The following is a 22,439-nucleotide window of genomic DNA, read 5'->3' as shown; positions in this document are numbered from 1 at the left end:
TGAGAGCAATGAGGCCGCTACTGGCTTTCTGCGTTCCGCATGATTTGGGCGATAGATTGCAGGATGATCGCATTGGTGTTGATGTCGGCGTAGGTCGCCGTCGCTTTGCCCGTTTCGCGGTAGATGCTGGAGGCAAAGCCATTGTCCGTCCGCGCCCGTTCGCGCACGTAATCGACCAATAAGTCACAATAGTCGTGGTTCTTGTAAGCCGCCCAGAGATAGGCCGCCTTGGAACTGACCACATGGTTTTTCTTGCGGAACTCGGGGGAGCGGTGTTCGGGCAGACTGGCGACTGTATCTGTGGCCCAGATTCGCCCCGGCGCGTCAAACTGGATGCCCTGATAGGTGAACCAAGGGGCGCGGTCGATGGGCCCTTCAGACACGCAGGTCAGGTTTCCGGTCTCGTCATATTCCTCAAGCTGCGCGGCAAAGAGCACATCGGCGAGGTATTCCGATTCCGGCGACATCCCCAGTTCAATCGCTTCGAGCAACAGCGGCTCTGCCCCCATTGGCCCGATATGCCCGCCCGCTTCCAACAGGGCGATCCGCCCGTCGGTTTCGCTTTTGCCGTCAAACACCTCGTAGGGCGAGCGGACCTCAAGCCTCCAGGTGCGGAACGCCCAAGCCGCGTAATGGGCGCAGTGGGAGCGGTAGGTCGTGGTCTCGATCCCATCCGTCACGTTGTAGATCACGCCGTCCTTAATCACCTTGTCCAGATCCCAGGACCGCACGGTCGGCTCCGCCCGGTCCTTGGTGGCGCTGTGGGTGTCCAGATTGTAAAGCGCGGCCATCAGGCGCCCGGCGTCACAGCCATCAAAATCCTTGACGCCCCATTTGATTTTGTCCGTGGCGATCCACCCTTGCGGCAGCAGACGTCCCTGCGATTTGCGGCCTGCGATGTTGGGCAGGATTTTGCGGATGGCGGTTTGAAACGCCTTGTCGGTGATCAAAGACAGCTCGTTGGCGGCAACCAATGCGTTGATATGGCTGCCGACGTCCCACATCGTGACGGCTTCGTGCAGGGTGGAACCGCTGCCGGAGAAATTGACCGTTGCCGGGCAGAGGCCGGTCCGGCGGTTGGTCCATTTCTCAAAATAGCGCCACGCGGTCTTGGCGTCTTCCATCAGCTGCGCATGGCTTTGGCGGCCCTGCGCCCGATCTGATCCACGGGCGCGGCCCGCATAGGCGGCGGTTCGGCGGAAGTGGTTCAGGTAGGCATCGCTTGGAGTGATCCCGCGCACATACTCGGGCAGGGTGACAGGACGGGTGATCCCGTCGTCGGCCAGCGAAAGCAGGGCCTGCTTCAGGATTTTCCGCTGCGGTGCGTTTTGCAGCACCTGATCGGAGATCAGGACGGTGAAATCTTCGGTGCCATACTCGCCGCGGTCCAGTTCAGCCAATTGGCCGGGGTCACGGATGATCTCTGCGGGGACAACCATGGTGTTGTCTTCGGTGATCCCGGCGGCGTGGGCGGTGCTGCGCGGCCGAAATTCCACCCCCATGCCAAAGCTGTTGCGATCCGCGTTCAGCGCGGCAGGGTCGAGTGCGGCAGAACCGGCAAGGTAGTGTTGCACCGGCAGGATGGGCAGCACCGCTTTGGTGCGCTGAATATCGATCCAATAACCGGTGCCGTCTCGATCTGTCTGGCCGGTCTCAACCGCCTCACCAAAACTGGAGGGCAGACCGGCATTGAGCAGATCAAGCCGGAAATCAGTGAGGATGGCACGTTCCACTGCCGATGATCCGGGGGTGGCCATGAAATGCAACGCCATTTTGCGGTTGTAGCTATAAGCATCGCGGAATTGTACATCAGAGGCGAGGATCGGGCTGACCCATGTGTCGCCATCGGGCTGCATCACAGCATTGGCAAATTGCGCGGCAAGGTCAGGCAACTCAGCGGCAGGAAGGGCGGCCAGATCTGTTGCGGAGAGGTACAAGACACGCTCGCCGGGGTTGGCCGGATCATTTTGCAGCTGCGTGGCCGCGTCGGTCAGTTGGACCCGCTTGCCGCCGATCAGACGCACAACGCCGTTGTCCCAAGCCTGAGATTGCACAGCTGCGCTGGCGGTTGCGGGGGGGCGCATCAGGACATTGCGGATGCCGCTGGTGCGCACGCCGGTTGGCGGCAGCGCGTTTTCGGACATGTCGCAAGCAACAGCGCGGGGGCGGAATCCTGCGGACTGACCCTCACGATCCCCCCAAAGCGCATCAAACAGGCGGTGCTGCGCGTCATAGGCCTCTCGGGCTTGGAAATGTGTGGTTCGGCGTGCCAAATCGGGAAGCACCGGCAGCAAGTCAATCAAACCGGGCAATCGGACCCGCATATCGCGCAGCAGCGTCGACACCGGATGATCCGCACGCAGCGGGCCGGCCTCTGGATGGGCCGTTTCCACGATGCAGCTGATCGGCACACCCAGCCGGATCAATCCTTCCATCGTCGCCGACAGACTGCCGGCATCACCGGCCGCCGAGATCCCGTCGATCACAACAATCGTGTTGCGCGATTTGCTCAGGGCCTGCGCCATGGTGCCAGGCAGGGCCAAGGCCAGCGGCAGGGCGCTGCTTGCTTTTAGAAAATTGCGGCGGTTCATCATGACTGTCTCGTCTGGTCGAACTGGAAACCGGCGCGTTGTGCATGGCCCCATTTGGCAAGTGAACCCGTGGTGGCGCGCCACAGGGCACGGATCACCGAAATGTACAGCAGCTGGCGATAGAACACGCGCTGCATCGGGATGAGCCATAGTAGACGGCGATCTTCTTTGGGGTCCAGCTTGAACGCCAGCAGAACAGTGAAAAGCTCAAGCACCGGCAATATCAGATAAGCCAGCAACAAGGTGGGCGGCACAGCAGTGGTGACGGCAGGTTCGGTGCCATTGATCCAGCCCATCACATAGCCGCCCGCAAGGATCAGCAAGAACAAATCGGCAAGCGGCGCCAGCAGCGGCATCAAATAACCAAAGATCGCCAGATCAGGCAGGGAAATCAGGCCCAGCTTGCGCCCTTCGATCACCGCGCCCAGATGTTTCCAGCCCGCCTGCATCATGCCCAGCGACCAACGCAAACGCTGGGTCAGCAAACCGGACACGGTGGCGGGTGTCTCTGTTTTGGCCACAGCGCGGTCTTCATAGATCACGCGGTAGTTGGACCGGATCACGGCCATGGTCATGTCGGCGTCTTCGGTCAGGGTCTCCGTCGAGAAGATACCTGCCTCCATCAAGGCGGTGGTCCGCCATGCGCCAATGGCACCGGGCACAACCGTGATCGCGTTGAGGTATTCCTTGGCGCGGCGTTCCACGCTTTGGGCTGTGATGTATTCCAGCGCCTGAAGACGGGTCAGCAGATTGTTGCGGTTGCCCACAACCACGCGCCCCGCGACCGCGCCAATATCGGGATCGCCAAAGTGACCGGCCAGCAGGCCTACCGCATCCGGCGCAATTTGCGAATCCGCATCAATGCAGATCAACACATCACTTTCGGTCTCAAACAGCGCCCGGTTCATCGCCGCTGATTTGCCGCCGTTCTGTCGGGTCAACACTGTCACATTGGGCAAAGTGCCATAGGGCAGCGCCTTGGCGTAGGTGTCATCGGTTGACCCGTCATCCACGACGATAATGTCGAAATAGGGGTACTGTGACTGCAAAACCCGTTCGATACACTGGGTGATCACATCAGCCTCGTTATAGGCCGGGATCACCACGGTCACGCTTGGCACCTCGGCGGCATAGCTGGCCACATGGCGTTTGCGGCGGGACGTCAGGAACAACAATAGCAATCCGCGGAACAGGCCAAGACCGAAGACCGACCAGAACGTGATCTCAAGCAAAGACCAGCTATTGCCAACCGCTTTGAAGGACACACTGCTGAACGCCGTGCTGATCCCATCCACATGCGGCATCAGGGTTTCGGGGTTGGTATCAAGGAAATCGGCGATAGAGGTGAATTCATACCCCTTGGCCCGCAGATCCGCGATCAAGATAGGCAGGGCTGCAACGGTCTGGGTTTGGTCGCCGCCGCCGTCATGCAGCAGAACAACGCCGCCCGCGTTCTCTTCGACCTGACGGATCACCTCAGCCGCCAGTTCCTCAGCAGAGGTGGTCAGCCAGTCGCGTGGCACGATATCCATACCGGTAATGATATATCCGGCCTCTTCCAACGGCAGCAGCGATGCCACTTCCTTGGAGGTGATCGGCCCGCCGCTGCGCATATAGGGCTCACGGTACAGGCGCATGCTGCGTCCGGTGATGCCGTTGACCAGCAATTGCACCGAATTCACCTCAACCGTCGCGCGGGAGGCGGAAATGTCATTCATATGGGGATGCCAATAGGTGTGCGAACCCAGCTCGTGACCGTCCTCAAGAATGCGTTCAATCAGATCAGGGTTCTGCAGCGCATTGTGGCCCAGCACAAAGAACGACGCAGGTGTATTGGTCTCTTTGAGGATATCCAGAGTCTCGGTGGTGTAGTTGCGCACCGGGCCGTCATCAAAGGTTAAGACCACCTTGTTGGGGGTGCCGCGCCCATAAAGGCGGACGCTGGCGGGACGGGCCATGCTGTCATATTTGACGTCCAGAACCTGATTTGTCTGCGGATCCAGCACGACCTCACGCTGCCCAATCACCGGCATGGAGACAGGGGCCACAAAAGGCCCAGCACCAATGCGGTTCACGTAGTTGGTAAACACAACGTTGCTCAGCGTATCGCCATCCAGCGGGGTGTCATGCTGCGCCTGATCCAGAACCGCCCAGAGACCGGGATCTTCATAACCAAGGTTCCAAACGCCAACACCGCGCACGCCGCGCTTTTTCAGCCACATCAACTGATTGTGGGCAGAGGCCGCATCAAGGATCCAGCTGCGGTGCTGGCGGCCTTTGTCATCCACATAGATCGCCTGTGCGGCACCGGCAGCCGGAATAAAGGTCGGTGTCGCCTCAGCCTCGGCCAGGGCCGATGCCATCTGGGCATAGGGCATTGTGTCCGGCTTGGCCCGGCCCGAGACCCAATCCACAGAGAAACTGCCAAGCGCCATCACCAGCTTGTCTTCGGCAACGATGTCCTGCACCGCGATCACACGCTGTTCAAACCAGTCACGTGCCGCAACCGGGCGCGGGGCGGACCCGACCCATGGTTCTTCAAAGCCCTTAACAACAACCAGATCGAGGAAATGATCCGTGACCACCAGATTGGCGTCTTCGGTGGTGGCCGAGATGACGCCGCAGGACTGGAGGCCCAAATCGGCCATCCGGCTGGCGAAGGGGCGAAACACCTCTGCCAGGGCGGCACTGCCTTTTGCTGCAATCAGACTGGCATCAATGCAAAGGCCCACCGCCTCGTCGCTCTTGGCCAGGTCGTCAGCAAAACCAGACAGTGCCGCCGCCACCGCGCGGAGCCCCCTCGCGGTCTCGAAATAGGAATAGCTTGATGGATCAAAGCGCAGGATCGGCAAGACCTCGACCCGGCCTTCTTGCTGCGCCACATATCCGCGGACAGCCTCACGCGCGTCATCGGCCAAACCGCCAACGCGCAGGGCGTCCTGTTCGACACGCAGGTCGAACCACATTGGCATGACCACATCCACAACATCGCAGCTTTCGGTCAGGGACGCTGGCGATTCAACCAGATGGCTGGGCACAACCGCATAAACGCGCTGGGCATTTTCGGAGGCGTTTTTGTCCTCGGCAATACAGCGATACTTGGAGGTTTCCTGAAGCGCAAAGCGTTCGATCGCAGGCAGATTGCCGCCCGCACCATGCAGATGGCTGGCATGATCATGAGTGCCGGTTTGATGAAACTCACCTTTGAGCGTGATAATCTCGTCCGGCAGCGCCGCCTTGATCCCGCGTGTGGAGACCAAAGAGATGGAAAACACCACCAGCCAGATCAAAACAGCGGCAAACAAGGTCATCGCAGACAGGAGCACCCGCGACCGGCGCCGGTTGCTGGGGTCCAGAAACACCCGATCCGACTTGCCACGTGCAACGCGGGTCTCGGTATATGAACGCGCAAGGCGGCTCATCCACGGGATCCTTCGGTGTTGCGTACTGTTGTCTTCATCGGGCGGCAGCCTTTGGTCTACATGTCAAAGACCGGACAAACCCTGAGCCGCGCCAGCAAAGCGCCGTCCAAAATCTGTAGCCCGGTCCATTTGGTCTAGTTGGTTGCAATACCCCCCAGGACCTGCCGTGTTGGCAGATCCGCACTGGCAGTGCGCGCTAGGTCGGTCTGGCCACCCTCCAGAAAGACCCACTAGAATTCAGTTCTCTATTCGCGGGAAATCCGCCAACATTGAAGAGAATGAGCTTAGTATATGTCGAAAATTGGGCGAGTCATCAAACGGCACATTTTCGCCCTGATTTGCAGGGCAATGTGGCACCATTGTTTCTGAGACGGGGTTTATCTGCGTGATCGGCCAAGATTATTGAATGGCAAAGACCGCAAGGGTTGATTCCCGCGAATTTGAAACAGCCTTTGGCTGAAAGTTTCGCGAATTTGTCATGTGATTCTGTAAAATTGATTAGGCAGGATTTTCAGTCGCGTTTGGCCGCAAAAGCAATCCTCTACATGGTTAACCATCTGTTATACGCCCGTGCAGCCCTTGGCGCGGACCTGTCCGATCAAGGCCATTGCGGCAGGTTAGAGCGCGCCCGCAGGGACGGCAATTAACAGCATGTTATAAAATCTAGCTGAGGTTTCGAAGGCGTCGGGCAGCGACAAAAACCGCGTTGCCGATCTCGAAAAACCGAAGAGGATCAACCAGATGCAGATCAAGAAAACCTGTTTGCAGGTCACGATGGCGCTCGGCCTGATGCTGGGTGCAGGGGCCGCGCAAGCCGAACAGCAATTCAGCGCATTTCTTACCGGATACAGCTTTTGGGACAACACGCCGCGCGGCTCAACGGCCATTGCGCGACCCGTCTTGCACAGGGGCGCCGGCGGCACCGGCACCTATGCCGACCCTGTCACCTTGGCGGTCGGCCATGTCAAACGCGGCAGCCGCAGCATCATGGACTTCCCGGCTGGCACGCGGTTCTATTTCCCGCGCCTGCGCAAATACGCCATCGTCGAAGACCTCTGCGGTGATGGGAATGCGCCCCAAAACGGGCCCTGCCACAGCGGCTATAAGGGTTATGTCTGGCTCGACATCTATGTGGACGGACGACGCGCCGGGAATGCTGCGGCCAATCAATGTATGCGCCGGCTGACGGGCATTCAGCGGGCGATCATCAACCCCAAACGCAACTACCCCGTCGAAAAGGGCGCAATCACCGAAACCGGGTGCCGCGTGTTCCGATAGGGCCAAAAAAAACGGTCAGGCGCTGTGCACCTGACCGTTCTATTGTTTGAGGGCAGAGGCTTAAACGATCTGCAAAAGCAATTTGCGGGTGTTTTCCTCGGTCATCTCAACAGGATTGCCGCCGGTGCTTGGATCTTTCAATGCGCCTGCTACGATCCGGTCAATATCGGGGGTCTCGATCCCCAACTCGCCCAGATTGCGCGGCACTTGAAACAGTGCGTTGAAATCATCAACAAACGCACAGAACCCGTCAAAGCCGCCGTCGATATCCAAATAACGCGCCGCCTTGTCGAACACCCCGCGAATGGCGGGCGCGTTGAACTTCAAGACCGCAGGCATACAAACCGCATTCGTGGTGCCGTGATGCGTGTGATACATCGCGCCAATCGGGTGGGACAGGGCATGGATCGCACCGAGCCCTTTTTGAAATGCCGTGGCCCCCATCGCAGCGGCGGACATCATGTGTGCACGTGCCTCAAGGTCCGTGCCATCCGCATATGCGCGGGGCAGGTATTCCTTAACCAAACGCATGCCTTCCAGCGCCATACCCTGCGACATCGGATGATAATGCGGCGAGGAAAATGCCTCAACACAATGGGCAAAGGCATCAAGGCCAGTGCCCGCCGTGATGAACTGCGGCATGCCAACGGTCAATTCGGGGTCGCAGATCACCACACTGGGCAGGAACTTGGGATGAAAAATGATCTTTTTCTCTTCGGTCTCGGAATTGGTGATCACGGAGGCGCGGCCCACCTCAGAACCGGTGCCTGCCGTGGTTGGCACTGCCACAATTGGCGCAATGGCGTCTGCATCGGCGCGGGTCCACCAATCGCCAATATCTTCAAAATCCCACAAGGGGCGGGTTTGACCAGCAAGGAAAGCCACCAACTTGCCCAGATCAAGGCCAGAGCCGCCGCCAAAGGCAACCACGCCGTCATGGCCACCCTCGTTAAAGGCCTTCACGCCCGCTTCGGCGTTTTTCTCATTCGGGTTCGGGTCAACATCAGCAAAGATCGCCCGGCCCATGCTCGCCGCCTCTAGCAGATCCAGCGTGCGGGTTGTGATCTCCATGTTGGCCAAACCGCGATCAGTAACCAGCAGCGGTTTGGTGATGCCAGCGGCTTTGCAGGCATCAGCAATTTCAGAAATGCGCCCCGCACCAAAGCGGACGGCGGTGGGATAGGACCAATTTGCAGTGAGCGTCATCGGATCAGGCTTTCTTTAGGTGATATGATTTGGGCCGTGTCAGGTTGTGATAGCCGATGATCGACAATCCCCCACCACGCCCGGTGTCTTTGCAGCCGGTCCAGCACAGACCGGGATCAAGGTAATCAGCGCGGTTCTGGAACACAGTGCCGGTTTCGATCTGATCGCCAATCGCCATGGCGCGGGCGGTGTCCGCCGTCCAAACCGAGGCCGTCAAACCAAAGTTGCTGTCGTTCATCAGCGCGATTGCCTCGGCGTCGTCTTTCACGGGCATGATGCCCACAACCGGGCCAAAGCTTTCCTCGCGCATCACGCGCATGTCGTGGGTCACATCCGTCAGGATCTGGGGCATCAGATAGGCGCCGCCGTCTTGCGGGAAATCTGCCGGATCAATATGCGCGGTGGCGCCTGCGGCAACCGCTTCTGCGGTTTGGGCGCGGACGTCCTCGGCAAAGCGGGCCTGCGCCATTGGGCCAAGGGTTGTCTCCGGGTCCAGAGGATTGCCCAGCTTGTAGCCCTTCACAATGGCCACGGCCTTTTCGACAAAAGCGTCGAAATGCTGCTCTGCCACGTAGATCCGCTCAATGCCGCAACAGCATTGCCCGGCGTTGAACATCGCGCCATCAATCAGCGTATCCACCGCCGCATCGATGTCCGCATCATCGCAAACATAGCCGGGGTCTTTGCCGCCAAGTTCCAACCCGATGCCAGTGAAAGTGCCGGCGGCGGCGGTTTCAATCGCTTTGCCGCCTCCGACAGATCCGGTGAAATTCACAAAGCCAAAGCTTTTGTCGGCGATCAGATCGGATGTGGTTTGGTGGTCAAGGAACAAGTTCTGGAACACATCTTCAGGCACCCCGGCGGCATGAAACGCCTGCGCCATCCGTTCACCGACCAGCGGCGTTTGCGAGGCATGTTTCAGCATCACAGTATTGCCCGCGATCAGGGCCGGGGCGACGGTGTTGATTGCTGTCATAAAAGGATAGTTCCACGGCGCGATCACCAACACGGCACCATGCGGCACCCGCTTGATCAACCGGCGAAACGCGCCGCTGTCTTCGAGTTCAATATCGGCAAGCGCCTCTTCGGCGATCTCGGCCATATAGCTGGCCCGTTCGTTGAAGCCGCCAAATTCCCCGCCATAACGGATCGGCCGCCCCATCTGATGGGCGATCTCCGGCACGATCTCTTCGTTCATCTCACCAACCTTGGCCACACCGGCCATGACCAGATCAATCCGTTCCTTGAGCGGCCGCGCGGCCCATGCGGCCCCCGCTGCTGTTGCGCGGTCCACGGCAGCCTTGGCCGCCTCGGCGGTCAACGCGGGACGTTCGGCATAAACCGACCCGTCAATGGGCGAAATACAGGTGATTGTACTCATGTCTTGTCTCCGAATGTCGGCAGCGCCGAAGAGGATGTTTCACAGCGAAAGAGGGCAGCATCGCTGCCCGTTAACGATGGCGTGCGGCCCATGCAAGCCGCGCAATTAAGCCCGTTCAAACCCGCGGGCGATTTCCCAATCCGTCACCACACGGTCGAACTCTTCTTGTTCCCATTCGGCGCAGCGGGTGTAGTGGTCGATCACATCATCACCCATCGCTTCGCGCAGGAATTTCGAGTTGCGCAGGGTTTCAGTCGCCGCGCGCAGGGTCTGCGGGATGTCGGCGGCTTTGGCGTCTTCATAGACGTCGCCCGTGGTCGGGGCGGGCAGGGCCATCTTGTCTTCGATACCCTTGATCCCGGCGGCCAACATGGCGGCCTGCGCCAAATAGGGGTTCAGATCCGAGCCGCCAATCCGGCATTCCACGCGCACGCCCTTTGTGCCTTCGCCGCACAGGCGGAAACCAGCGGTGCGATTGTCCACGGACCAAACGGTTTTGGTCGGGGCAAAGGTGCCTTTGGAAAAGCGTTTGTAGCTGTTCACATAAGGCGCAAGAAAGAAGGTGTAATCTGGCGAATAGGCAATCAGCCCAGCCATGTAATGGCTCATCAATTCGGACATGCCCAATTTGGCATCAGGATCAAAGAACGCCGGTTTGCCATCGACCCAAAGCGATTGGTGAACGTGGGAGGAACTGCCGACCTTGGAATGATGCCACTTGGGCAGGAAGGACGCGGCGCGGCCATGCTGCCATGAGATTTCTTTGATCGCGTGTTTGGCAATCGAATGGTAGTCGGCACAATCGAGCGCGGCGGAATAGCGGATGTTCAGCTCTTCCTGACCGGTCTCTGCCTCGCCTTTGGAATTTTCAATCGGCAGGCCAGCGTTGAACAAGTGGTTGCGGATCGGCCGCATCACGCCCTCTTCCTTGGTGGTCTGGAAAATGTGGTAATCTTCGTTGTAACCGCTGATCGGGGTCAGATCGCGGAAACCGTTTTTGCGAATTTCATCATAGCTTTGTTCAAACAAAAAGAACTCAAGCTCGGTCGCCATCATCGCGTCAAAGCCAAGCGCCTCAAGGCGGGCAATCTGTTTTTTCAAGACCGCACGGGGCGAATGCGGGACAGGTTCATGGGTGTGGTGGTCCAGTACATCACATAACACCATCGCCGTGCCCTCAAGCCATGGCACCGGGCGGATCGTGGCCAGATCGGGCTGCATGACATAATCGCCATAACCGCTTTCCCATGAGGTTGAGGCATAGCCATCGGGCGTAGCCATCTCAAGGTCTGTGGCCAGCAGATAGTTGCAGCAATGGGTCTCTGCGTAAGAGGTTTCAACGAAATTCACCGCGTGAAAGCGTTTGCCCATCAGGCGGCCCTGCATATCCACAAAGCACGCCAGCACGGTGTCGATGCTGCCGTCCGAGACGCGGGCTTTCAGATCGTCGAAGTTCATGTGATCCCTTTCAGATAGAGGCGTAAGGTGGGGAGTATCCCCACCCTACAGTTTGTTTTAGCCGTAACGGTACGGACGGCCAGCCTTGACCATGTCCGCGTTGTACTTTTTGAAGATATCAACAACGCGGCGTTTGACGTCGCTTTCTGCTGCGATCTCTTCCCAGAATTCCTGGGCGGCGTTCTCGACGGTGGCCCATTCTTCGTCCGGGATGGTGGTCAGCTTGAGCTTGTCACCATTGACGCGCAGGTTGGCTTCGCCGCCCCAATACCACCACTGGCGATAGTAATGCGACTGGTCACAGCAGACCCGGAACAGGGTTTGCAGATCTTCGGGCAGCTCGTTCCAGCGGTCCATGTTGGCAAAGAACGATCCCGCCCAAGCGCCAGAAATGTTGTTGGTCAGGAAGTAGTTGGTCACGTCAGCCCAGCCAACGGTGTAGTCTTCGGTGATGCCCGACCACGCGATCCCGTCCAACTCGCCCGTTTGCACGGCCACTTCGATGTCTTCCCATGGCAGGTTCACAGGAACCACGCCAAACTGGCTCAGGAACCGGCCCGCAGTTGGGAAGGTAAAGATGCGTTTACCCTTCAGATCAGCCAGGCTGTTGATCGGATCTTTGGTGGCAAAGTGGCACGGATCCCAAGACCCAGCAGAGATATGTTTGACGCCAACTTTGGAATATTCTTCGTCCCAGATCTCATTCAGGCCGTATTGGTTGAACAGCACCGGCACATCGAGGCTATAGCGGGAGCCAAACGGGAAATAGCCGCCAAACACGGTCACTTCGGTGGGGGATGCCATGCTGTCATCATCGGATTGAACCGCGTCGATTGTGCCGCGCTGCATCGCTTGGAACAATTCGCCCGTTGGAACCAGCTGATCGGCATAGAACAGCTCGATCTGCATGCGGTCGCCAGCGATCTGGTTAAACATCTTGATCGCCGGATCAATCACCTCGGCGGCCAATGCGGCGCCGGCATAGGTCTGCATCCGCCATTTGATTGTGCTTTGCGCCAGCGCAGGCGTGGCCAGCGCGGCCGGGCCCGCAACGGCGGCCCCTTGGATAAACTTACGTCTTGTGGTCATGGTCGTTCTCCTTGTTGAAGGTTACACCGGTTGGCCCGGCTTCTTGTTTGTCAGTTTCCGTAGACAACCTCGGGCAGCCATGTGGCCAATCCGGGGAAGATCATCACGAGGGTCAGGGCCAGCACCATCACCAGCACAAAAGGGGTAATGGACCCGTAGATATCGCGCAGCGAAATCTCGGGCGGTGCCATGGCACGCATCAAAAACAGGTTATACCCAAAGGGCGGTGTCATATAGGCGATCTGCGTGGTGATGGTATACAGGATGCCGTACCAGATCAGATCAAACCCAAGCGCCCCCACCAGCGGCACATAAAGCGGCGCTACAATGACCAGCATCGCTGTGTCATCCAGAAAGGTGCCCATCAGAATAAAGCTGAGCTGCATCAGAATCAGGATCATCCACGGGCTGAGATTGAGTTGTTCGGTAAAGAGGTTCTCAATCGCCTTGACCGCGCCCAGCCCGTCAAAGACCGCACCAAAGGCCAGCGCGGCGAGGATGATCCACATGAACATACACGTGATACCCAACGTGTTGCGGACCGAATTTTCAAAGACCTCGCGTGTCATACGCCCCTTGATCACTGCGGCAACAAATGCTGCCAACGCGCCAATTGCAGAACTTTCCACGAGGCTGGTCCAGCCATTCACGAAAGGCACCATCATCACCGCAAAGATGATAATTGGCAGCAGACCGGCGCGCAGCAGGCGCAGTTTCTCATCGCGGGGCATATCGCGGTCTTCGGCAGATAGCACCGGACCAAGCGACGGGTTAATCCGGCACCGAATGGCGATATAGGCGATGAACATCGTGGCCATCATCAACCCCGGCACCACACCGGCCAGCCACAATTGCCCCACAGGTTGCCGCGCGATCATCGCATAAAGCACCAGAACAACCGAAGGCGGGACCAGGATACCAAGGGACGATCCAGCCTGAATAACTCCCGTCACCATGCGTTTGTCATATCCGCGTTTGAGAAGTTCCGGCAGGGCGATAGTGGCCCCGATGGCCATACCTGCCACGCTCAGCCCGTTCATCGCCGAAATCAGAACCATCAGGCCAATTGTGCCAATGGCCAAGCCGCCGCGAAGGCCGCCCATCCAGACATGGAACATCTTGTATAGATCGTCGGCAATCTTGGATTCCGACAGCACATAGCCCATGAAAATGAACATCGGCAGCGTCAAAAGCGGATACCACTTCATCAGCTTCATCGCAGCGGCAAAGCCAATGTCAAAGCCGCCCCTGTCGCCCCAAAGCAGCAAAGCGGCAACAACGGCAATAAACCCGATGGCACCAAACACTCGCTGGCCGGTCAGCAGCATCAGCATCATGGTTGAAAACATCAACGTGGCGATCAACTCGTAAGGCATTATATTTCTTCACCTTTCAGGCGCAGCACGTCTTTGCAGAATTCGGAAAGGCATTGCAGGATCATCAGTGTGAACCCGATGATCATCACCAATTTGATGGGCCACATATAGGGCCGCCAAACGGAGGAAGACCGCTCAAGACGCCCCACCTCTTCGCTGCCGGTGATCACGCCAAAGAGATAGGAAATCGGCTCTGTCTTCCAATAGCCCAGCGAATACGCGGTTGAGCTGATGGCGCCGTAGAGCAGCACCAGAAGATAGAAGATCAACAGCAACACGGTAAACAGATCCACCCATGCCTTGCGGCGCGGCGACCAGCCACCATAAAGCAGATCCATCCGCACGTTCGATCCCAGTTGCAGCGAATAGGGACCGCCAAGGATGTAATAGCCAACCATCACAAACTGCGCCATTTCCAGCGTCCAAAGCGAAGGCAGGAAAAAGGTCTTGCTGACCGAAGACCACAGCAGAACGCCCATCAGGACAAAGATGCCGTACATGGCAATCCGGCCCATGCGATAGTTCACCGCGTCCACCGCAGTGATATAGCCGCGCATTACGCCACGCATGTCACGGCCCCTTTTGCCTGGGTCAATTTATAGGCGTCTGAAATCCATTCGGCGATCATATCGGCCATGGCTGTCTGGCGCTCGGGCGTGTCGATCAGATCATTGCGGATTTCCAGCATCACGTTCATATGACCGCCTGCGATACCGTGTTCTTTCAAAGTATGGGTTACACCATGTTCGGGGCCGTAGGGCGCATTGCGCTCAACCACCGCTTTTGTGTGATCCGCCGCATTTTGCAGCATCGCATCAGCCAGCCGCGTGTCACTGTCATGCAGCACGCCAATTTCAACCGCACGGGTCTTGCCGTGATAGACCGGAGTGAAACTGTGAATGGTGACGATCACCGGCTCGGCCACCTGCGCGGCGGTCTTGGCCACGGCATCGCGGAAGGGCAGGTAATAGGCCTCGGTGCGCGCATCGCGCTGGGTCTGAGACAGATTGAGGTTGCCCGGAATGTCGAAAATCTCGCTTTTTGGCGGCATCGCATCTGGCGCTTCGGGCGGGCGGTTGCAGTCGTAGACAAGCCGCGAGATACAGCTGGCCACCAGCGCCGCATCAAGCCGTTCGGCCAGCCGCTGCGCCACGGGCATCGCACCGGGATCCCAGGCCGCGTGACTGGTCAGAGCGTCACCCGAAAGGCCAAGATTATGAAAACAATCGGGAATATAGTGCGAGGCATGTTCGCAGACCAACACAACAGAAGAGCCAGCCGCGGGGTTAACCACCTGCACAACGTCTGTTTGTTCTTGATTCTGTGTGTCCGTCATCACGCCTCCATGACGGCCAAACTGAGCGGCGACAGGGCACTCTGTCAACAAAATTGTGAAAAATATATCACAACAAAGTTTCATTTGTTATATTATCAATCAAAAGGGGAGGGTGACTATGTCTGAGGCACCACTGACAATTTCAGATCGCATTCAGGAAAAGCTGGATGATCTGACCCGCGCAGAGCGGCAGTTGGCCCATTCCATCCTCGAAAATTACCCCGCATCCGGGCTTGGCCCGCTCACCGCGCTGGCAAAGGATGCCAATGTTTCGGTGCCCACGGTGGCGCGGATGGTGCAAAAGCTGGGGTTCAAAGGGTATCCCGATTTTCAGTCCGAGCTGCGCGAAGAGCTAAAGGCCAAAGCCAAAGACCCGATCGAGAAGCACGACACTTGGGCCGAGAATGCCCCGTCAGAACATATGCTCAATCGGTTTACCGACGCGGTGATCGACAACATCCGCCATACCCTTGGCCAGATTGACCCAAAAGGATTTGATGAAGCCTGCGCACTGGTGGCCGATGATCAGCGGCACCTGTACATTGTCGGCGGGCGCATCACACATACGCTCGCGGAATACCTGTTTTTGCACATGCAGGTGATCCGCCCCAAGATCACCCACATCCAATCCACGTCAAACACATGGCCGCATTACCTTTTGGATGTGAAGGAAGGCGACGTCTTTGTGATCTATGACGTGCGCCGCTACGAGAACAACACGCTCAAGCTGGCGGAAATGGCCCATGCGCAGGGGGCCAAGATAATCCTGTTTACCGATCAATGGCGCTCTCCGGTGCATCAGTTGGCTGACATCAGCCTGTCGAGCCGAATTGTCGTGCCCTCCGCATGGGACAGCGCGGTGACCACCATGCTGCTGACCGAAACCATGATCTCGGCGGTTCAGAACCTGAGCTGGGGCGACACAAAAGAGCGTATGGAGGAGCTTGAAGAGATGTTCGACCAGACCAAATTGTTCCGTAAGTTCACCTGACCCAACTGGGCAAGTTGCCCCATGGCGCCGGGTGGCTGGCAGTGGCAAGATAGACCTGAGCAGAGCAAGGGAACGGGATCAATGGCGCAAACAGATCTGACCATCGATTGGGTCGAACGCTTTGCCGGGCTGGCGCGGCTGGAGCCGGAGATCAAACAGACCTTGCTGAGCCGCAGTGCAATTGTCGATGTGCCCAAAGACACGATGATTTTCGGGCCGGATCGGTCGCCAGAGAATATGCTGTTTCTTCTGGATGGCACAGTGCGGGTGCAACAAGTGTCTGAGACCGGCCACGAGATCGTGCTGTACCGCATTCACGCCGGAGAAAGCTGCGTGCTGACCACTGCCTGTTTGCTGGCCTATGAGGATTACGCGGCTGAGGGGATTTCGGAGACCGTGGTGAAAGCGGCGGCGGTGCCGCGTGATGTGTTTGATGATTTGGTGGCGCGATCCAAGTCCTTTCGTGACTTTGTCTTTGCGGCGTTCTCCAAGCGGATCACCGATCTGTTTCGGATGATTGACGAGGTCGCCTTTCAACGGCTTGATGTGCGTTTGGCTGACCGGTTGATTGATCTATCCGAAGGCGCGGACAAGGTCGCCACGACCCACCAGAAACTCTCGGTCGAGTTGGGCACAGCCCGCGAGGTGATCTCGCGGCAATTGCAAGAATACCAGCGCCGCGGCTGGATCGCGCAGGGGCGGGGCAGCATCACCATGACCAATCGCGCCGCGTTGGAACAATTGGCGGGGCACGTGGGATAATCTCCTTTGGCCTTGGTGACATTGTCACCGTGACAGGCAGCGCCATCTGGTAAGATGGGTTAACGCTTGAAAAAGGAGAGATGAGATGACTGCCAATGTAGGATCAATCGACCGCGTATTGCGCATTGTTTTGGGGCTGGTTCTGATCGCCCTTCCATTTGTGTCGAATATGGCCCTGTTTGCCAGCGGCACCGCGACGGTGATTGCCGTGGTGGTTGGTCTGGTACTGATTGCCACATCTGCGATGCGGTTTTGCCCACTTTACCGGATTTTTGGCATCCGGACCTGCAAACTCTGATTGGCCTGTCCCTTGCCAAACCCCTTGAGCGCTTTGCCGTGCTGCGTTTACTCTGAACGCGGCACGCATGCATTTGACCCCGAGAAACCAAGGATTATCCTATGACCTATCCCGTTGATCTGTCGGTAAAGCCGGACGTCTCAGCCCATTTTGATGAGGCCACCAACACGATCACCTATATCGTCAAAGACCCTAGCAGCAATCACTGCGCGATCATCGACAGTGTGATGGATATCGATTACGCCGCCGGGCGGATCACCTATGACCACGCTGACACACTGATCAAAGAGATCACGGAGCGGGGGCTGACGCTGGACTGGATCATCGAGACCCATGTGCATGCCGACCACCTAAGCGCTGCGCCCTATTTGCAGGAAAAGCTGGGTGGCAAGATCGGCGTGGGGGAAAAGATCCTTGTGGTTCAGGACACCTTCGGCAAGATCTTTAACGAAGGCACAGAGTTTCAGCGTGACGGCTCGCAGTTTGATGCACTGTTCAAGGATGGCGACACTTATATGGTGGGCAATATGCAAGGCTTTGCCATGTATACGCCCGGCCACACACCGGCCTGCATGGTACATGTAATGGGCAATGCCGCCTTTGCCGGGGATACGCTGTTTATGCCCGACGGCGGTTCGGCCCGTGCCGATTTCCCCGGCGGCGATGCAGGGCAGCTTTACGATAGCATTCAAAAGGTGTTGTCGCTGCCCGATGAGACCCGCTTGTTCATGTGCCACGACTACGGCCCCAATGGCCGCGCGATCATGTGGGAAACATCCGTGGCCGAACAGAAAGCCAACAACATTCACGTTGGCGGCGGCAAGACCCGCGATGAGTTTATCAAGTTTCGTACCGAGCGGGACAAGCAGCTTGACGTGCCCAAGCTGATCATCCCGTCTTTGCAGGTAAATATGCGTGCGGGTGAAGTGCCGACAGACAAAGACGGTAATCCGATGCTCAAGGTGCCAGTGAACGGGCTTTAGTCCGGCAAGGTTTCTCGCAACACAGACAGGGGCGGCAATCGCCGCCCTTCGGCGTCAGCGGCGTGCAGATCGTAGTTGAACCAGAACCGTTCATTGCCAGTGTCACGCACGCGCACGGCATCCGGCAAGTCCAATGTATCCAGCCCCGCATCAGCGCAGGCCGCAGCCATGACCCGTTTCAACGCAGCCTGATCCAGCCACGCCCCGACATAGCGCAGATGCCCTGTGGCGCAGACCACCGCATTGCCATCCTCACTGCGCTCCAGCACCTCTGCACTGCCTTCCAATTCCTCGCAATAGCCAGTGATTGCGCCGCCACTTTTCAATGGTCTGGGCATGTCGGCACGCAGGCTTTCCACACGCGCGACAGTCACATCCAGCCCCGGAATTGCGGGCGGAAGCGGCAAAGGAATGCGCATATCCACATCTCGCGCCCCGCTGCGCGGCCCCAAGACCACCTGTGCCTGTGTCTGCGACAGAGCGATCTTCAAGGGTTCAGGCATGTGCATCAGGCCGGGTGCGGCGATGACTTTGTACCCGCTGAAATCCTGCGTACCGGGCGGCAGAATATCCACTGACAACCCCAGACGGCGCAAGGCCTTGTAGGTGTCAAACACAAGCCCAAAATAACTGAGCCCCGCGCCATGGGGTTGCACCGCCCAAGCGGCATCGGCGTCATAGTCAAAGATCAGGGCAATCGGTGCCTGCGCGGCAGAGACCTCCGGCGCTTCGGCAATCTCGGCGGCGACCCTGCGGGCCTCGTCCAGCCCCGGCGCGTCTGCACTGTCGATCCTCAGCAAGCCGCTGTGCATCTGTTCCTGCGCAAAGGGCGCTTGCCGCCAACGGAAATAGCACACCGCCTCGGCGCCATGGGCAAAAGCCTCCCATGACCAAAGCCGGACCATTCCGGGGGCGGGCGCGGGGTTGGACGGGGCCCAGTTCACCGGCCCGGGCTGTTGTTCCATCACCCACCAGCGGCCCTTGCCAACGGAACGATAAAGATCGTGGTGAAACGCCTGAAAATCCTGATCACCCTGCCGGGCAAAGCGGCGCTGATGGTCTGCATCCGCGCCGACCCGATCTTCGAGGAAACCCAGCGGATAGCTGTCCCAACTGGCAAAATCCAGATCTTCGCCAACCTTGAAATGGTCAAAATCCGTGATCCGGCCCATGTAATTATGGGTGATCGGGGCGTCCGAATGGGCCCGGATGATCTCAACCTGCGAGCGGTTGAAGGCCACAACCTGATCCGAGGCAAAGCGGCGGAAGGCCAGCGCATGGGCGGGGTTTGGTTCCGTTACCGTGAGGTTGGGCAGCTCGATCTGGTCAAAGTCATCGTATTCCATCGACCAGAACACATTGCCCCAGGCGGCATTCAACGCTGCAATATTCCCGTCGTTTCCAACGCCGCGATAGCGGGTGCGCAGCCATCCGCGAAAGGCGGCGCGGGCCGCAACGCTGTAGGAAATCGTGGTGTCGTGGCAGCCATATTCATTGTCGGTCTGCCATGCCGCGACATGAGGGTTGCGGCCATAGCGTTCGGCCAATTCGGTGACGATACGGGCGCATTCTGCGTGATACCCCGCATGGGAAAAACAATAATGGCGCCGCGATCCAAATCCGCGCGGGCGACCTTCGGCATCGAGGGCCAGCATATCGGGATGTTTGTCCACAAGCCAACGCGGCGGTGTTGCGGTGGGCGTGCCCAGCACGACCCTGAGCCCAGCCGCGCCCAATGTTTCAATCGCACGGTCAAGCCAGTCAAAGGTGTATTCACCCGGCACGGCCTCAAGGCGCGACCAGGCAAATTCACCAATCCGCACCCAAGTCAGCCCTGCCTCGACCATACGCCGGGCGTCGTCGGCCCAGATCTCTTCGGGCCAGTGTTCTGGGTAATAACAGGTGCCAAGGCTGCGTTTCAGATCGGTCATAGAATGATCTGATGTTCGCGCTGGCCGGTCACATCTGTCTGGATCACAAAGGTCTTGCCGCCCTGCGCCTCGTCCAGATGCACAGCAGCAGAGGTGGCATAAAGTCTGGTCAGGTCCGGCCCGCCAAAAGAAGGGCAAGTCATCTGGGATGCAGGGTAATCTATCGCCGACAGAAACTGCCCCTGCGGATCATAGCGGGCAATCTGCCCCGCGCCCCATAGCGCCAGCCAGATGCAACCGGTGCTGTCCACAACAGCGCCATCGGGGTTCAGACCCTGTTCGCGCAAATCGATAAACACCTCAGGCGCGCCATCAGGCCAACCATCCGGTCCAAGAGGTTGGCGCATGACTTGATTGCTGTGGGTGTCGGTGAAATAGGCGCAGGCCCCATCGGGGGCAAAGCAGATGGCGTTCGAGACGGAGATATCACCGTAAAGATTACGCAGCTCACCTTTATAGAAACGATAGATTGAACCCGCGCCTTTTTCGGCGGATTTGCCCATTGTCCCGATCCAGAAACCTCCGAAGGGGTCGGCACGGCCATCGTTGGACCGTGTGACCGTGTTGTCCACCTCCAGCCCGATCACCCATTCGCTGTCGCCGGTGTTTAGATCAAAGGTTGAAAGGCTGGTTTCCGATGCGATGAGCAGCCGGTTCTCATCGACCCACCCGGCGGCGGAGACATGTTCGTCAAATTGCCATTCGAGGGTTTGCTCACCAATCCGGCTCATCAAACATTTGCGCAAGATGTCGAACCAAAAAAACTGGCCCCGCAGCGGATGCCAAAGCGGCCCTTCGCCAAGAACACAAATGCGATCGTCAAAAACCTCAGGAGCGGTCATGTCCATGCCTCATCAAAAGCTGCGGTGATGGCCTGCGCCTTTTCGCCAACCTCGGCGGCCGTTAAGCCGGGTGTATAAACCCCTGTTCCGATGCCAAAACCTGTAACACCTGCCACCCGCCACTCGGCGAAATTATCCGGCCCCACACCGCCAACCGCAAAGGTTTGCGTGCCTTGGGGCAGCACCGCCGATATCGCCTTGAGGCCAGCAGTGCCAACCAGAAATGACGGAAAGAATTTCAACCCGTCCGCCCCGTGGTGCAGCGCGGCAAAACACTCGGTCGGGCTCATCACGCCGGGAAAAGACAACATGCCAGCCGCTTTGGTGGCGGTGATCACGTTGCTGTTGCAATCGGGGGAAACGATCAATTTACCGCCGCAATTCGCAACATCTGCCACGTTCTTGGCCGTTAACACCGTCCCCGCCCCGATCAGCGCATGATCGCCAAACGCCGTCGCCAACGCCTCAATACTGCGCAGCGGATCGGGCGAGTTGAGCGGCACTTCGATCCGGTCAATGCCAGCATCAATCAAGGCCCCGCCAATCGGCACGGCCTCATCCGGGGTGACGCCGCGCAGGATGGCAATGATGGGGCGGCTCATGATGAAATCTCCTCTAGGGATGCATAGGCGGCTGACAGCCCGGCGAGGGTCATTTCGTCCGCGTTGGTGTGTTCTGGTTGTAAGCCTTGCGCGGCCAGCGCTTCGGCGTATCGGGCGCACAGGGCGGCATCGCCGATCAGAGCGACCCTTTGGCCCAGCCAATAGGGTTTCGTCGCAGCCAATTCGAGACCGATGAGCAAGCCCGAAAGCCGGGCGCGGGCGCTGTCCGGGGCTGGCGCGTGCAGCAGGCTATCGGCGCGGATCTGAAACAGCTTGGCCGCGATGGCCTGCGGGCGTGACATCGCATCTGAAAGCGCTTCGCCAAAAGCAGCATCGTCCCAGCCCGTCCCAATTGAATGGCGCAGAACCGATTGACCTGACAGCAGGGCAAACAGTTCTCCGGTCATGGCGGTTTGAAAGCTGACGATCTCTCCGGCGCTGATCTGCGCCCATTTGGTGTGGGTGCCGGGCAGGCACAGCACGCCGTCAAAATCCGGTGTCTGCGCCAGAAAACCGGCGATCTGGGTTTCTTCGCCGCGCATCACATCTGCGGGCTTGTCCTGCGACACGCCGGGAAGAATATGCATGTGGAGCCGCGCATCAGCCACCGTTGGCCGGGTGGCATTGCCGATCCCCGGCGGCACACATGGCACCTTGGCATAGGGCGCTTCGGCCCAGCCTTGCCGCGCGCCAACCATCCCGCAAGCAATCACTGGCACAGGCCCGTCAAGGTAAGGGCCAACCAGATCCAGCAGGGCCGCTTCAAACTGGTCGGGTGCCAGCCCGCCCATACCCTTGTCAGATCGCAAAAGCCGGGGCGTGCCCGCCCCCATCAGCCAGGCCCGCAGGGCAGAGGTGCCCCAATCGACGGCAATCCATTCAACCGCGTTCAT

The 22,439-nt window shown here is 58.6% G+C and carries 18 protein-coding genes; 5 read left to right on the top strand and 13 right to left on the bottom strand.

Going from position 1 to position 22,439, the window contains the following annotated elements; all coding sequences use genetic code 11:
• Window positions 1–17: 17 nt before the first annotated feature.
• Together C8N31_RS20215 and C8N31_RS11195 are read right to left on the bottom strand one after the other, a co-directional pair.
• On the bottom strand, window positions 18–2,591 hold the full coding sequence (locus tag C8N31_RS20215) for a DUF3131 domain-containing protein (RefSeq protein ID WP_025049697.1): 2,574 nt from the start codon (window positions 2,589–2,591) through the stop codon (window positions 18–20).
• Window positions 2,591–6,013, bottom strand: a complete 3,423-nt coding sequence (locus C8N31_RS11195) for a glycosyltransferase (protein WP_025049698.1) — start codon at window positions 6,011–6,013, stop codon at window positions 2,591–2,593. Before C8N31_RS11195 ends, C8N31_RS20215 begins: the two co-directional genes overlap by 1 nt.
• Before the next feature lie 741 nt (window positions 6,014–6,754).
• Between C8N31_RS11195 and C8N31_RS11190 the strand changes: the two genes are divergently transcribed.
• Window positions 6,755–7,291, top strand: a complete 537-nt coding sequence (locus tag C8N31_RS11190) for a hypothetical protein (RefSeq protein WP_025049699.1) — start codon at window positions 6,755–6,757, stop codon at window positions 7,289–7,291.
• Window positions 7,292–7,351: 60 nt separating this feature from the next.
• On the opposite strand, the gene C8N31_RS11185 is transcribed toward C8N31_RS11190, so the two are convergent.
• The 7 genes from C8N31_RS11185 to C8N31_RS11155 all read right to left on the bottom strand — a co-directional run bounded on the left by C8N31_RS11185 (window position 7,352) and on the right by C8N31_RS11155 (window position 15,137).
• Window positions 7,352–8,497, bottom strand: a complete 1,146-nt coding sequence (locus C8N31_RS11185; RefSeq protein WP_025049700.1) for an iron-containing alcohol dehydrogenase — start codon at window positions 8,495–8,497, stop codon at window positions 7,352–7,354.
• Window positions 8,498–8,501: 4 nt separating this feature from the next.
• Window positions 8,502–9,878 carry an aldehyde dehydrogenase family protein gene (locus C8N31_RS11180; RefSeq protein WP_025049701.1) on the bottom strand — a complete coding sequence of 459 codons (1,377 nt, stop codon included), beginning with the start codon at window positions 9,876–9,878 and terminating at the stop codon, window positions 8,502–8,504.
• 105 nt (window positions 9,879–9,983) lie between these two features.
• Entirely contained in the window at window positions 9,984–11,336 is a 1,353-nt protein-coding gene (locus tag C8N31_RS11175) for a glutamine synthetase family protein (RefSeq protein ID WP_025049702.1), read from the bottom strand.
• A 57-nt stretch (window positions 11,337–11,393) separates the two neighbouring features.
• A complete protein-coding gene (locus C8N31_RS11170) occupies window positions 11,394–12,425 on the bottom strand; it encodes a TRAP transporter substrate-binding protein (protein ID WP_025049703.1) in 1,032 nt (343 codons plus the stop codon).
• A gap of 50 nt (window positions 12,426–12,475) precedes the next feature.
• Entirely contained in the window at window positions 12,476–13,801 is a 1,326-nt protein-coding gene (locus C8N31_RS11165; RefSeq protein ID WP_025049704.1) for a TRAP transporter large permease, read from the bottom strand.
• Window positions 13,801–14,370: a TRAP transporter small permease subunit gene (locus C8N31_RS11160; protein WP_025049705.1), complete on the bottom strand. Its 570-nt coding sequence runs from the start codon at window positions 14,368–14,370 to the stop codon at window positions 13,801–13,803. Before C8N31_RS11160 ends, C8N31_RS11165 begins: the two co-directional genes overlap by 1 nt.
• Window positions 14,358–15,137 carry an N-formylglutamate amidohydrolase gene (locus C8N31_RS11155; RefSeq protein WP_025049706.1) on the bottom strand — a complete coding sequence of 260 codons (780 nt, stop codon included), beginning with the start codon at window positions 15,135–15,137 and terminating at the stop codon, window positions 14,358–14,360. Before C8N31_RS11155 ends, C8N31_RS11160 begins: the two co-directional genes overlap by 13 nt.
• Window positions 15,138–15,255: 118 nt before the next feature.
• Here C8N31_RS11155 and C8N31_RS11150 point away from each other — a divergent pair, with 118 nt between their 5' ends.
• The 4 genes from C8N31_RS11150 (at window position 15,256) to C8N31_RS11135 (ending at window position 18,171) form a co-directional block, all read left to right on the top strand.
• On the top strand, window positions 15,256–16,128 hold the full coding sequence (locus C8N31_RS11150) for a MurR/RpiR family transcriptional regulator (RefSeq protein ID WP_025049707.1): 873 nt from the start codon (window positions 15,256–15,258) through the stop codon (window positions 16,126–16,128).
• Window positions 16,129–16,209: 81 nt separating this feature from the next.
• Window positions 16,210–16,890 carry a Crp/Fnr family transcriptional regulator gene (locus tag C8N31_RS11145; protein ID WP_037918906.1) on the top strand — a complete coding sequence of 227 codons (681 nt, stop codon included), beginning with the start codon at window positions 16,210–16,212 and terminating at the stop codon, window positions 16,888–16,890.
• A gap of 85 nt (window positions 16,891–16,975) precedes the next feature.
• The gene (locus tag C8N31_RS11140) at window positions 16,976–17,188 is read left to right on the top strand and encodes a YgaP family membrane protein (RefSeq protein ID WP_025049709.1); all 213 of its coding nucleotides are present in this window, start codon (window positions 16,976–16,978) and stop codon (window positions 17,186–17,188) included.
• 101 nt (window positions 17,189–17,289) lie between these two features.
• The gene (locus tag C8N31_RS11135) at window positions 17,290–18,171 is read left to right on the top strand and encodes an MBL fold metallo-hydrolase (protein ID WP_025049710.1); all 882 of its coding nucleotides are present in this window, start codon (window positions 17,290–17,292) and stop codon (window positions 18,169–18,171) included.
• Here the strand turns inward: C8N31_RS11135 and C8N31_RS11130 are convergent.
• From C8N31_RS11130 to C8N31_RS11115, 4 genes are read right to left on the bottom strand one after another with little or no spacing between them, the layout of a single operon-like run.
• On the bottom strand, window positions 18,168–20,102 hold the full coding sequence (locus tag C8N31_RS11130; protein ID WP_231476901.1) for a beta-galactosidase: 1,935 nt from the start codon (window positions 20,100–20,102) through the stop codon (window positions 18,168–18,170). The two genes, C8N31_RS11135 and C8N31_RS11130, sit on opposite strands and share 4 nt — an antisense overlap.
• Complete coding sequence (locus tag C8N31_RS11125) at window positions 20,099–20,944, bottom strand: SMP-30/gluconolactonase/LRE family protein (protein WP_025049712.1); 846 nt, start codon at window positions 20,942–20,944, stop codon at window positions 20,099–20,101. The genes C8N31_RS11130 and C8N31_RS11125 overlap by 4 nt, the downstream gene beginning before the upstream one ends.
• Entirely contained in the window at window positions 20,941–21,546 is a 606-nt protein-coding gene (locus C8N31_RS11120) for a 2-dehydro-3-deoxy-6-phosphogalactonate aldolase (protein WP_025049713.1), read from the bottom strand. The genes C8N31_RS11125 and C8N31_RS11120 overlap by 4 nt, the downstream gene beginning before the upstream one ends.
• Entirely contained in the window at window positions 21,543–22,439 is an 897-nt protein-coding gene (locus C8N31_RS11115) for a 2-dehydro-3-deoxygalactonokinase (RefSeq protein ID WP_025049714.1), read from the bottom strand. Before C8N31_RS11115 ends, C8N31_RS11120 begins: the two co-directional genes overlap by 4 nt.

Origin of the sequence: Sulfitobacter mediterraneus, from assembly GCF_003054325.1 — a bacterium.
Taxonomy (GTDB): Bacteria; Pseudomonadota; Alphaproteobacteria; order Rhodobacterales; family Rhodobacteraceae; genus Sulfitobacter; species Sulfitobacter mediterraneus.
The sequence above is the reverse complement of the archived record's forward strand: the minus strand, read 5'-3'. Positions and strand labels throughout refer to the sequence as shown.